Consider the following 12,849-nt stretch of genomic DNA (forward strand, 5'->3'; position numbering starts at 1 on the left):
CTTATGCGCACCTTCTAAAAAATTTGTAGTTGGTAACAAAAGGAAATACTCCTTCTAGATAAAAAAATAAATTTTGAAGTAAAAAATCACTTCTATTCATACTGTAAAGATAACGGAGTGATTGATATATCATAGATAAATATCACCTCTTATTTTTTACATTAACATTAATATCATAAAATTTTTTTAAAACGTCTAATTATTTCGATAAATAACTGATATTATTCGACTTTATATTTTTTCCACCAATGTTGAAGTACTAAAATGCTCCAAACTTGGTTTTGATCGTAGTTTTCAGTTTCGAAAATAGTTTTCTTCAGACGTTCGGTATAGTTAGGATCAAAGATTTTTTGATGTTCTACAAAGTCTCTATCCAACATCTCGTTCACCCATGTTCTTAAGGCGGTTTTGTAACCTTTCATAAGTGGCACTTCAAATCCATGTTTTGGACGTTTATAAAGTTCTTCCGGCAATAATGGACGGAAGGCATCCTGAAGAATTTTCTTCTTCATATTACCATCGATTTTATATTCTGATGGAAGTGACATTCCAAACTCTACCACTTTATGATCCAAGAATGGCACTCTGACTTCTAAGCTATTGTACATTGACATAGAATCTACTTTATGCAGCATGTCATTGACCAACAATCCATTAATATCAGAATAAAGTACATCAGAAAATCCATCTCCTGTGATGAACTGAGTGATTTCATTTTTCCGCTCATTGAAATCAACCATATTCAATTCCTCTTTAAAGGATGGATGTAACATATCTAGAGCCGTTTGAGTATCTCTCCAACAGCATTGGAACCAATATCTTTCTTTAGGAGATAATTTCATTCCTTCACCAAATTTTACTGCTTGTCGTACTTTGTTACCAAAAGCGGAGTTCCTGCTTTGAGGTAGCTTATTTAGTAATGGCAACAAGTTTTTGATCACATTAGCAGTAGTTCCACCTTTTCGCGTTCTCCATTCACCGTAATGCTTGTTATAACCCGCAAAGATTTCGTCAGCACCATCGCCTGAAAGTGCAACAGTAACATGCTTTCTAGTTTCTTTACTTAATATATTTACTGCAATAGCAGAAGCATCAGCAAAAGGTTCTCCGTAATGATCCAACATACCAAACAAGTGATTATAAAAATCGTCTTGTGTTAATTTGAAAGCAGTATGTTGCGTATTGTATTTTTTAGCGACTAACTCTGCATAACGAGTTTCATCAAATAATGGTTCATCTTTGTAGCCAATAGAAAACGTTTGAAGTTGATCGGTATATTTAGATGCCATAGCGACCACAGCAGAAGAATCAATACCTCCACTAAGAAAACTTCCCAAGGGAACATCAGAAACCATTCGTTCTTGAACAGAATGATCGAATATTTTCAACAATTCAGCTTTAGCTTCTTCGTAATTTAGCGCAAGGTTCTTTTCTGTTTGATGGGCTAAATCGTAATATCTCTGGATAGAGAACTTCTTATCCTTAATTATCATATAGCAACCCTGAGGAAGCTTTTTTACACTCTTAAAAATAGAATTAGGTGATGATATATAAGTCAATTGAAGTAATTGAAATACTGAGGTAAAATCAACTTCTTTATCCAAACCAAATTGAAGTAGTGCATTCATTTCACTACCAAAGACAATCTTATCTTCATCATATGAATAAAGAAGAGGTTTGATACCTAATCGATCTCTAGCGATAATTAAGCTATCATTATCATTGTCATAAATGGCAAAAGCAAAAAAGCCATGTAACTGTTCGAATACCTTTGTTCCAAAATGAATATAGGCATGAAGTAATACCTCAGTATCCGAAGTGGTTTTAAAAACCACGCCTCTTTGTTCTAAAGAAGACTTGATCGTTTTATAATTATAGATCTCTCCATTAAATACAATTGTATATCGTCCACTAGGGTCTGACATAGGTTGATTACCGCCCTCAGTTAAATCGATAATAGAAAGTCTACGGTGTCCAAGGTGAACAAAATGACTATTGAAAACATCGGCAGCATCGGGGCCGCGATGTGCTAACTGATCATTGGCACGATGCATATGAATCGCCTGCATTCGTCCAATTTCATTAAAAGCAAATAGTCCAGTAATTCCGCACATGTAGACAAATAGTTTTAAGTTAAAAAAATGTGATATACGAAATTACAATTTTATTCCTTTTAAGCATAGCTATGGTTGTATTATCATTTTATCATATCTATCCACAGGAATAAATTCCTGTGCTTTCGATACAGTTTCCACATCAACAAAGTAACTTTCCTTAGTTCCTTAGTTCCTTAGTTCCTTAGTTATAAAAAACGAGGTCAGGAGACCTTTAACGTTTATGGGCACAAATGTCGCTATCGCTTAACATTTGCGCCAGTTTTGCCTTTCCCTTTTACCTCTTACCTCTTACTTAAAAACGAGCGTTAATTTTGCTACCTGCTACCTGCTACCTGCTACCTGCTACCTACTACATCATCCCTAAAACATACCCCAAAACACTTCCTCCTAAAATAATATGCATTGCATTTGCCTTTTTCACTCCAAACGTGATGATGAACCCAAGAACACCAATCAATATTCCTTTCCAATCGGTTAGGGCGGTAATCGACATTTGAACCAATACCATTCCCATAATAGCAACAGCTGCGACATTTACACTGTCTAAAAAGTATCTTACTTTTTTATTGGATCTAAGTTTTGGAATAAATGGGTTAAGTGCAAACACTAAAAAGAAGGAAGGAAGAAATATTCCCAAAGTAGCAAGTATGGCTCCTAGTACGCCTCCCAATTGATAACCAATAAATGTTGCTGTAGATAATACAGGACCCGGAGTAAACTGACCAATAGCGATGGCATCCATCAATTCACCTCTTGTTAACCAGCCTGTTTGTACAAGTTCAGCATCTAGGTAGGCAAACAATACATATCCACTACCATAAAGTACAGCACCTACTTTTAAGAATGTAATGAAAATCTGACACTGTGTGATTTGTTGTATTTGTGGGATCGATGTTGTTGAAATCATCAAAGGAATGTAGGAAGCTTTGAGGTTACCTTTATTATTCTTGATGCTGAAATAGAAAATACCTAACAAACCAGTAATCAGTAAGGCGATAACATCGTTTATTCCTAAAAGAGTTAATGCCACAGTAATTGCACCTAAGATGCCTAATTCTATTGTTTTAATAGCTTTTTTACCGAGTTTCAATACTGCAGCAAAGATCACTGATAAAACAGCAGGTTTAATACCAAATATGAAAGGGGCAATGTTGGGTAATTCACCATAAGACACATATAGGCTACCTAAAATTCCTGTGATAACCACTGCGGGGAAGATAAAGCTGAGTCCACCAACGACAAGTCCCCAAAATCCGGCACGTTCATGCCCCACGTGCATTGTCATTTCTGTTGAATTGGGTCCAGGGATAAGATTTGTAGCTCCAATTAGATCGAGAAAGTGCTCTTGTGTCATCCATTTTCTTTTTTCTACTACCTCATCTTCGAGCATAGCAATATGAGCAGCTGGTCCGCCAAAGGCAAAACAACCCAATTTAAACATTACTTGGGCTACTTCTGTAAGTTTATTGAATCGTGTCATAGTTTTATAATTTTTCTGACACAAAGGTAGATAGGGAATAAAAGTTTAAATGGACTATTTGAAAATTATGAGGGTAATTATAGTATATACAAAAAAACAGGCATAGAACACTGTTGGTACCGTTCTATGCCTGTCTGTGTCACGCTTTTAGAAACTGATAATTTTTTCAAATTCTTTCAGTTTGCTAGCATTATCTCATCTCATAACTTTCAAGAACAAATTAAGCGTATTTTTCACACATGAGACGGTGACTTCAGTAGATGTAAACATTGATTGTCGTCATCTTTTTGAAAATGTTATTGAATAGAGGCTCTTTTGCCCAATTCTACCACTCTTAAATTTTGAGGTTTTCCATCTTTTATAGTCAATTTTATTAAAGTTCTCATCTGATGAAAGCCATGACGACCGGCTGCACCCGGATTGATATGAATTAAATTTCGAGTTTTATCAGGTATTACTTTAAGAATATGAGAATGCCCACAGATAAAAAGATCGGGGTTGAGTTCATCCAAACGTCTTTTTAATTTGGGTGTATATCTTGGCGGATAACCACCAATGTGTATCATATATATTTTTACTCCTTCTATTGTGAAGATTTGTTCTTCGGGAAATTCAATTCTTGCTTTACCATTATCAATATTACCATACACTACTCGAAGAGGAGCCAAGACTTTTAAAGCATCTGTCACCTGTTCATCTCCTATATCTCCAGCGTGCCATATTTCATCACAATCCTTTAGGTGTTCTATAATTCGATCATCTATATAACTATGTGTATCAGATATAATTCCAATCTCCATTATTCAATTGATTAATAATAAATGTAAATAAGTATAACTTAAAAAACTATTCGAACGTTCAGTTAAATGAAAATAATATCAGAAAATCATTTAAACTTAAGATACTATGAAAAATATAATCAGAAACATCGTGTTGTTAGTGACTTTATTGTTTGCGGTATCTATTCAGGCACAAGATACATCATCTAACAACAAGGCATTAACTAAAAAAGAAATTAGAGCTCAAAAAAGAGCCGAACGTTTAAAAGCCAAAGAAGAAAAAAGAAAACAAGCTGAGGCGTACGAGCAAATTTTACATGCTCAAGCGGTCACTGGAATCGATAGTATGGCTTTCGTATTAGAAGCGAATCAAGTATATGATCGTTATGGAAATATTGAAAATGTGAATGGTAATATCAACTTCGTTAGTGTAAATGGAGATAGAGCCGTATTCCAATTAGGTTTCGACGGTGTAGTTGGGCTTAATGGAGTGGGAGGCATTACAATGGAAGGTAAGATTTCCGATTACGAAGTAAAAGAAGAAAAGAATGGTCGTAGAACAGTCACTTTTAATGTGATGGGACCTGTAATGTTAGCAAGAATGCAGTTTAGTATAGACGGCAGTGGAAATTATGCGAATGTAAAGGTAAATGCTCAAACTGAAAACATTGAGCTATCGTTTAGAGGGGTAGTAAAACCATCTCAAGTATCTACAGTATACGAAGGTATGAAACTGTTTTAGATCAAGGTAAAAATATAAAGTGTAGTAGATGATGTAAAAAAACAAAGAGCGTACTCGATGAGGACGCTCTTTTTTATTGTTCACTTTTCATTTCATATTTATCTAAGACAAAGATATGTATCAAAAACACTTATTATCATGATACGAATACTTATTTTAAGTGATTATCGTCATTGAATGTGTTAAAAATAAGAAGGTAATTTATATGTAAATAATACACTTGTATATTTGTAAAGTGTTGTAAATATGTGATTTATAATTTTTATTCACCCTTAAATAGAGCCTATGTTATGAAACCTCTAGACGACCTTCGAGACCTTTTCATCCATCAGATGAAAGACCGCTATGATGCGGAAACCCAACAATTGGAAATTTATCACCAACTAAAAGGGAGAGTAAAATCTATTGCACTAAGCAGAGTGATAGAAATTTGTGAGCACAATGCAGAAAAGCATCTCAACTCTTTAAATGAATTATTTTTTGAAATTCACGAAAACGAAATAGGAGATATTTGTGAGTGTTCTTTGGGTATGATCAAAGAAATGCACAAAATGATAGAACATTCCACAAACTCCAACGTGTCTGATATGGCCATCGTTTCGACTATCAAACAGTTACATGCTGCAGATGTAATTGGTTATCAATTAATTTTAAGTTACGCTCATCAGGTACATGATGAAACCATTATGGATAGATTGTATGAGATTCTAAAAAATGAACAAGACTTAGATGTTCTTTTAGACGAGACTATTTCACGACTAATCGAAAAAGAACAGGAATTGGTAAAAGTTTATGTTTAATTATTCTTTGGAATGTATCGATCTTGGGATTTTCTGGCTTCACTTTGTTTAACGGTAACAATGAAGGCGTCAGGAAATCCCTTTTTTCTTACCTTTTCTTTTACTTCAACCGCTTTCGATTTTACATAATACTTTCCTACAAGCACCTGATATTTATATGGGTTTGTCGAGTTTTCATCATAGAATAGATAGACTGCCTCACCAAGATTGGTAAATTCTCTTTTGTTGATATCTAATTTTCTATCGGATGACATGATTTGAATTCGGTAAAAGTGTAACTCTTCTTCCTTATTATTTGATGGAGTAGAGGTAGTGTCTTTTGAAGCGACAACCGTTGAGTCTTTTTCTATTTTTTTAGGCGCCTCCACCTTTGGTTTTGGAGTGACCTTTTGAGGAACAGGTTTCTTAAATGTTTTGATAAAAGCATCTTTAAAACCTCTCTTTTTTACCGTCGCCAAAAGTTTATCGATATATCTTTTTTCGTATTCTCTTCCAACATAAAGTGCATACTTGCCATTCTCCTTTACAGCATCAATTTGCATGTTGAGTTTACGGTACTTTTTATAAGTAATTTCGTTTTTGTTAGGAGTGGTTCCTATTTGTACACGATAATATGGGTATCGGCTATCAGCAGCAGGTTTCACCTTTAGATTTTCAAAATTTCGAATTCCCCTGTAGATGGCAGAGGCTATATAAGTTTGTCCTTTTCCAGAGTTAAGGAAAATTTCTTCTTCGGCATTACTCATAAAGCCACATTCTACTAAAATTCCTGGCATTTCTGTGTATTGAATGACTTGAAGGTTATGTCCTCTATCGTTTTGATCTCTGATACCTCTACTTTTTCTTCCCGTTTTTAATAACTCTTTGTTTACCGATTGAGCAAGGCCATAAGTGGTAGGAAATTTTTTGCTTTGAATATGAACTTGGGTTCCTTTATAATTTTTGTCTTTAAGCGAATTACAGTGAATACTAATAAAATAATCGGCTTTCACTTTATTGGCAAATTCTACTCTTTCAGCTAAACTTAAGGTTCTATCTGTTTTTCGAGTATAATAAATTTCAGAATTACCTACGCGTTCTTCAAAATAGCCACCGACACGAAGGGCGATGTCAAGGTTTAAGTCTGCCTCGTTCTTAAAATGTGATTTGGTATGTCTTTTAGGTTTGCCCACATCCTCACCACCATGACCAGGATCGATCACGATAACTACTTTTCTTTTAAAAGAAGATTCCTTGTGTTTATCAATTTGTCCATGCGAAGTAATAGTGGACAAAAGGATAATAAGTAAAGTAATAGTAAAAGATATGTATTTGCCTTTTTGAAACATATTTATGTAAATCATCAGTAGGTATTAATACAAATTAGATAGATTCCCTACTTATTTACAAGTATTCGAAGATAGTTATTTATTTTAATTATGCGATTTAAATCAAATTAACGACATTTGCAGACATTGGACAAAGATCAACAAACAAATATATGTCAGATCACAAGGACGAAAACGAAATGTCGTTTTTAGACCACCTAGAAGAATTAAGGTGGCATATCATGAGGGGAGTGGGTTCAGTTTTATTTTTTGCAATCCTAGCTTTCCTAAATAAAAAGTTTGTATTTACTGTTATTATTCTTGGTCCCTCACGTTTGGATTTTCCTACTTACCAGTGGTTATGTGAGTTATCAAATTATTTAAATACGGACGCATTGTGTATTCATAGTTTACCCTTTACTATTCAAAGTAGAACAATGACGGGGCAGTTTGCTATGCACATTATGTCCTCTGCTGTTATAGGTTTAATATGTGCGTTTCCTTATACATTCTGGGAAATTTGGCGATTTATTAAACCAGGGTTATATAACAATGAAAAGTCAGCGACAACTGGAGCAACTTTCTTTGTAACGTTATTATTCGCAACAGGGGTGTTGTTTGGTTATTACATCGTTTCGCCTTTGGCAGTAAACTTCTTGTCTAATTATCAAATAGACGAAAGTATTTTGAATGAATTTGACGTTACTTCTTATATCTCTACAATTGCTATGATTGTATTGTCAGGTGGGGTGATGTTCCAATTACCAATGGTGGTCTATGTATTGTCAAAATCCGATTTGATTACACCGGAAGGAATGAAGCAATATAGAAGACATGCAATTGTTGTTATTTTGATTATTTCTGCAATTATCACTCCTCCAGATCCAGTGACTCAGGTAATGATTGCCGGACCAATTTATATGCTTTACGAATTAAGTATTCATATTTGTGCTCGAGTGATTAAGAAGAACAGAAAAGAGGCAGAAAAGGCATTAAGAAAAATATAATATAGAGGTATTCAATATACTTTCTAGACCATAAAAAAAGGATCAGATGAAACTCTGATCCTTTTTTATTTAAGAAAAACTTAATCGTTTAAGTCTGTTCTTTCAGCGATCGATCTTCCTAAAGTAAGTTCATCGGCGTATTCTAACGCACCACCTACAGGAATACCTCTTGCTATATTAGTCATTTTTAATTCAGACATTGTTTCCAATTGCTGCCTGATAAAAAATGCGGTGGTATCTCCATCTAAACTTGCATTTAGGGCGAAAATCACCTCTTTTATATTTTCCTCATGTACTCTATCAATTAGATGTTCTATCGTTAAATCGTTTGGTGTAATCCCTTGTAATGGAGAGATTACACCATTAAGTACATGATATAAACCTTTAAAAGCACCTGTAGATTCTATAGCCAAAACATCAGACATGTTTTCTACAACACAAATAACAGATTCATCTCTTGAAGTAGATGAACAAATGTTGCAAAGATCATCGTCGGATATATTGTGGCATTTCTGACAGAACTTTACATTTAACTTTAAAGAAGCAATAGAAGTAGCCAAATCTTTAGCATACAATTCATCTTCTTTTAAAATATATAAAGCCAATCGGAGTGCTGTTTTCTGACCAATTCCAGGTAAACTGCTTAGATGTTCAACAGCATCCTCTAGTGATTTTGAAGGTAGGTTTAACACAGTATTTTTATAATATTTCGGCAGAAATACCTCTATCCACCATTGATTTTCTCATTGGAGCCAATTCTTCGAAAGTGCCGTTTTTAACAGCACATTTTCCGTTGTAATGGATAATCCATGTACACTGTTCTGCCTGATGTGTGGTATGTTTACATACTTGAATCAGAGCGTCAATAACGTGTTCAAATGTATTTACATCATCGTTAAAGACTATAAGCTCGCGATTGAGTTCGGAATCGATTTCAGTTTCTTCTAAAACTTGAACGTCGGTATCGTGTTGAGTTGCTAACGTAATCATTGAAATAAGATTTGATAATGCAAATTTATTAATCGCAAAGTTAATTTTCTAATCACACTACTATAAAGAGGAATTGTTTTACTAGCTTGTGTAGTCAAAACATACTCATTTACAGAATTACACAATATATGAAAAATAAGGTACTTATCACAGGATCAAATGGTTTACTTGGTCAATCCTTATTGAAATTACTCAAAAAAGACGAAAGTGTTAATATTTACGCTACAGGCAGGGGAAAGGACAGATTTTTAGAAAAAGGCTATATTTATCATGATGTGGATCTGACGAATAGAGATGAAATACATCAATTAATAACCGATATTAAGCCTCATGTAATTATACATTGTGCAGCCATGTCTAAGGTAGAAGATTGTGAAGATCATCCTGATTTAGCTATTAAAGTCAATACAGAAGCTACAGATATTCTCTCTGATGCAGCAATTCAGAATAATGTACAACACTTCCTATTCATATCAACAGATTTTGTATTTAGTGGCGATCAAGGAATGTACAAAGAAGAGGATGAAAGAAACCCTCCAAATTTTTATGGACAAACTAAACTTAGAGCAGAGAACTTGTTATTTGATAAAACTGATCAATTAAAAATATCTATCATAAGAACCTGTTTAGTATATGGTCAGGTAAAAGATATGAGTCGATCTAACATTATACTTTGGGGAAGGAAAATGTTATCAGAGGGTAAGGAAATTAAAGTGGTCAACGACCAAATAAGAACCCCCACTTTTGTAGATGATTTAGCACAAGGAGTAATTCAGTGTTTTAAGACAAGGTCAGAAGGTGTTTATCATTTGTCTGGTGCAGAGGTATTTACCCCCTACAAAATGGTAGAAATAATGGCTGATGAATATAAGCTGGATAAAAAGTTAATGACGGCAGTGAATGCTTCAACCTTTAAAGAACATGGAAAAAGACCTTTAAAAACGGGTTTTATTATTGATAAAGCTAAACAAGGGTTTAATTATCAGACTACCACTTTTGTTGAAGCAATGAAAAAGGTCTTAAGTTGAGAAGAACATAAATATTTTTCGTATAACTTAGTTTTTACACAATAAAAACTATTTTTTATTGTTAATAAATAGAGTATTATCATATATTTGCTAAGCTAATTACTTTCAATAAGTGAACTATTACTATCTGTTTTTTTACGGTAATCATTCTTATTGTGTGCAATTTGGCATAAAAGATGTATGTTATCCTAATGGTGGTTTACCCACTTTTTAGACTATTTTGAAATTTACTCTTCTCTCTTAGGAGGAACGAAATATAAACTTTCGGTTTTAATGGGATTTAAAAACTGTTTTAAAGCTGTTTTATTGTTGTTGTTCTTTTCATTTGCTTATTCTGAAGTTTCAGCTCAAGGATTGAAAGGCAGGGCACGATTTACAGCCAAGAAAAGATATTGGAGTTATGGTGGTACTTTAACCTCTACTAACTACATGGGTGATTTAGCACCTGTGAACTCCAAAGGTAGTATTGATTGGGGTAGTACACGTGCTCAATGGGGTGGTTTTATCCAAAAAAGGTATGCTCCTAGAATTTCTGCAAGATTATCTTTGAGCAATATGTTTTTTGCAGGTAGTGATAAGGATGCAGGATTGAATCCGGATAGAGGGCTATCTTTTAATACTTGGGGATTTAATTTAAACTTGCAAGGTGTCATTGATTTATTTCCAAATGCTGGGGTATACTACAGACGTCCAAAAGTTCCAATTCCATATGTAGCCTTAGGTCTTGGAGCAATTTATTCAAACTACACAGTTAGTCAAGATGCTTCAGCTGATTATGTCGGTGTAAAAATCACTGACGAGATGAAGCAAGGTGATGTTTTTACTTATAATGTCCCATTATCATTAGGTGTACGTTATAAATTATCAACTCACTTGGATATTGGCTTAGAAGGAACATTAAACTTTACAGGTTCTGATAAGATCGACGGTATCGATAACAGTATCAACGGAAGTACATTTAAAGAATTTAATGATGTTTACATGACTATTGGATTTAATCTAGCCTACATCATGGGTGGTACGATTAAAATGCCTAAGTTCCGTTAACATTTGCGATATGAATAAAAAAGTCCGCTGGTTAAAACTTGCGGACTTTTTTTGTATTTTTAAACTTGAAATAGAAAATACATGAAGATTACTTTTTTGAAAAATACGATACTAACCCTACTTCTTTTTATATCCGCTACTACTTATTCTTTAGCACAAGATTGGATTGTTGGTGGAGGCGTAGGTTTAGCAGCATACGCAGGTGATGTATCTCCTTTACCTCATCCTTTAGATTATAGAGTAGGAGTTAAAGGTTTCGCTAAATATAAAATAAACAACTTCTTTCACTGGAGAACAGATCTACATGTAGCATGGAATACCGGAAGCGATAGTCGATGGGATAAACAGTTACATAAGACAAGACAAGCAAGTTTTGAAAATGTAATGATTAATGCTGCAACAGGGTTTGAATATAACTTCTTAGGGTTTAGACAGAAAAAGAATAAACGAGATAGCTTTACGCCTTACTTTTTTATGGAGTTAGGGGCAGGTGTCTTTCCAATTATTCAAACGACCACAACAAATCCTCCAAGCTTGCCGTGGGCAGTAACACTTCCTTTTGGTGTAGGGTTTAAGAAGAGGATATCTACTCATTGGGATTTTGGAATGGAGTTAAGTATTACTAAACCATTATGGTCGGATACAACAGATACTATTTATAGAGATGAAGATCCAAATGTACCTATCAATGAACGTTTGACCTTTCCAACTTGGAGAGATAATTATTACTTCTTAGGTTTTACTTGGAGTTACAATATCATTAATGTCAACTGTCCAAAGTCTCCTAGATTGAACTAAGTTGAATTAAAATATAAGAGACAAAAAAATAGCTACTCATTTAATGAGTAGCTATTTTTTTATGATATATACACCATTACTGGTGAATAAATTACGTGATTAGTCGTTGCTTCCGAAGAACCAACCTAAACTCAATAACCATTGAGATGACTTAATAGAAGGAGCACCAGTTTGCTCAGTAATTAAATCTGAACCACCTTCGTATTTAACATCGATAGTCAACTTCTTGATGTCAACACCAACACCTGCTTGGTAACCCCATACAAAGTTTTCTACTTTGATGTCGTTGCTAATATCACTGAAGTTATCAGATAATGTTGTTTGAGCAACACCACCACCATAAACACGACCATTAATGCCTAAAAGACCGAATTTCAAACCAACTAAAAGAGGAATATCTAAACGATTAACAGTGATATCGTTAGAAAAACTACCTTGTGGATTTAAAGGATCATTAAAGTTTACAGTACCTCCAACTTGAGAGTAAAGTGCTTCAGCTTGAACATAAATTGGCAAAACAGGAATGTTTGTTCTAAACATTGCACCTACGTGCCAAGATGCTTTCTGGTCTGTAGATAGAGTATTACCTAAGTTATCACCTAGTTTGTAGTCTGAAAGACCCATACCACCTTTCACACCCAAGCTAAATAGACCTGATTGAGCATTTGCAGCGGCACCAATTAAAAGTAAACCGCAGATAATAGCTAAAAATTTTTTCATAATTAATAAAAAAAATTGATTGAGATAATTGTTC

At 34.2% G+C, this 12,849-nt stretch carries 13 protein-coding genes; 6 read left to right on the forward strand and 7 right to left on the reverse strand.

Features of this window, described 5'->3' with window-relative positions; translation table 11 throughout:
• Nucleotides 1-221 precede the first annotated feature (221 nt).
• The 3 genes from asnB to MY04_RS00625 all read right to left on the reverse strand — a co-directional run bounded on the left by asnB (nucleotide 222) and on the right by MY04_RS00625 (nucleotide 4,397).
• Nucleotides 222-2,114 (reverse strand): asparagine synthase (glutamine-hydrolyzing), encoded by a 1,893-nt coding sequence (gene asnB, locus MY04_RS00615; protein WP_066204822.1) that lies wholly within the window; start codon nucleotides 2,112-2,114, stop codon nucleotides 222-224.
• 352 nt (nucleotides 2,115-2,466) lie between these two features.
• Nucleotides 2,467-3,597, reverse strand: a complete 1,131-nt coding sequence (gene chrA / locus MY04_RS00620; protein ID WP_066204825.1) for a chromate efflux transporter — start codon at nucleotides 3,595-3,597, stop codon at nucleotides 2,467-2,469.
• 296 nt (nucleotides 3,598-3,893) lie between these two features.
• A complete protein-coding gene (locus MY04_RS00625; protein ID WP_066204826.1) occupies nucleotides 3,894-4,397 on the reverse strand; it encodes a metallophosphoesterase family protein in 504 nt (167 codons plus the stop codon).
• Nucleotides 4,398-4,503: 106 nt separating this feature from the next.
• Here MY04_RS00625 and MY04_RS00630 point away from each other — a divergent pair, with 106 nt between their 5' ends.
• Together MY04_RS00630 and MY04_RS00635 are read left to right on the forward strand one after the other, a co-directional pair.
• The gene (locus MY04_RS00630; protein ID WP_084005716.1) at nucleotides 4,504-5,118 is read left to right on the forward strand and encodes a DUF4251 domain-containing protein; all 615 of its coding nucleotides are present in this window, start codon (nucleotides 4,504-4,506) and stop codon (nucleotides 5,116-5,118) included.
• Between the two features lie 290 nt (nucleotides 5,119-5,408).
• Nucleotides 5,409-5,918, forward strand: coding sequence for a YciE/YciF ferroxidase family protein (locus tag MY04_RS00635; protein WP_066204828.1), 510 nt, complete (start codon nucleotides 5,409-5,411; stop codon nucleotides 5,916-5,918).
• Here the strand turns inward: MY04_RS00635 and MY04_RS00640 are convergent.
• A complete protein-coding gene (locus tag MY04_RS00640; protein ID WP_158297501.1) occupies nucleotides 5,915-7,192 on the reverse strand; it encodes an N-acetylmuramoyl-L-alanine amidase family protein in 1,278 nt (425 codons plus the stop codon). The genes MY04_RS00635 and MY04_RS00640 overlap by 4 nt on opposite strands.
• Nucleotides 7,193-7,398: 206 nt before the next feature.
• Here MY04_RS00640 and tatC point away from each other — a divergent pair, with 206 nt between their 5' ends.
• A complete protein-coding gene (gene tatC / locus MY04_RS00645; RefSeq protein WP_066204834.1) occupies nucleotides 7,399-8,232 on the forward strand; it encodes a twin-arginine translocase subunit TatC in 834 nt (277 codons plus the stop codon).
• 80 nt (nucleotides 8,233-8,312) lie between these two features.
• On the opposite strand, the gene recR is transcribed toward tatC, so the two are convergent.
• Both recR and MY04_RS00655 read right to left on the reverse strand, forming a co-directional pair.
• Complete coding sequence (gene recR / locus MY04_RS00650; RefSeq protein ID WP_066204836.1) at nucleotides 8,313-8,924, reverse strand: recombination mediator RecR; 612 nt, start codon at nucleotides 8,922-8,924, stop codon at nucleotides 8,313-8,315.
• A 7-nt stretch (nucleotides 8,925-8,931) separates the two neighbouring features.
• Entirely contained in the window at nucleotides 8,932-9,222 is a 291-nt protein-coding gene (locus tag MY04_RS00655; RefSeq protein WP_066204838.1) for an ATP-dependent Clp protease adaptor ClpS, read from the reverse strand.
• Between the two features lie 128 nt (nucleotides 9,223-9,350).
• Here MY04_RS00655 and MY04_RS00660 point away from each other — a divergent pair, with 128 nt between their 5' ends.
• The 3 genes from MY04_RS00660 (at nucleotide 9,351) to MY04_RS00670 (ending at nucleotide 12,095) form a co-directional block, all read left to right on the forward strand.
• The gene (locus MY04_RS00660; protein WP_066204840.1) at nucleotides 9,351-10,250 is read left to right on the forward strand and encodes an SDR family oxidoreductase; all 900 of its coding nucleotides are present in this window, start codon (nucleotides 9,351-9,353) and stop codon (nucleotides 10,248-10,250) included.
• A 273-nt stretch (nucleotides 10,251-10,523) separates the two neighbouring features.
• Complete coding sequence (locus MY04_RS00665; RefSeq protein WP_066204842.1) at nucleotides 10,524-11,297, forward strand: DUF6089 family protein; 774 nt, start codon at nucleotides 10,524-10,526, stop codon at nucleotides 11,295-11,297.
• Between the two features lie 81 nt (nucleotides 11,298-11,378).
• A complete protein-coding gene (locus tag MY04_RS00670; protein WP_066204844.1) occupies nucleotides 11,379-12,095 on the forward strand; it encodes a DUF6089 family protein in 717 nt (238 codons plus the stop codon).
• Nucleotides 12,096-12,194: 99 nt separating this feature from the next.
• On the opposite strand, the gene MY04_RS00675 is transcribed toward MY04_RS00670, so the two are convergent.
• The gene (locus tag MY04_RS00675; protein WP_066204845.1) at nucleotides 12,195-12,815 is read right to left on the reverse strand and encodes a porin family protein; all 621 of its coding nucleotides are present in this window, start codon (nucleotides 12,813-12,815) and stop codon (nucleotides 12,195-12,197) included.
• Between the last annotated feature and the right edge of the window lie 34 nt (nucleotides 12,816-12,849).

Source organism: Flammeovirga sp. MY04, from assembly GCF_001682195.2.
GTDB classification, from domain to species: Bacteria; Bacteroidota; Bacteroidia; order Cytophagales; family Flammeovirgaceae; genus Flammeovirga; species Flammeovirga yaeyamensis.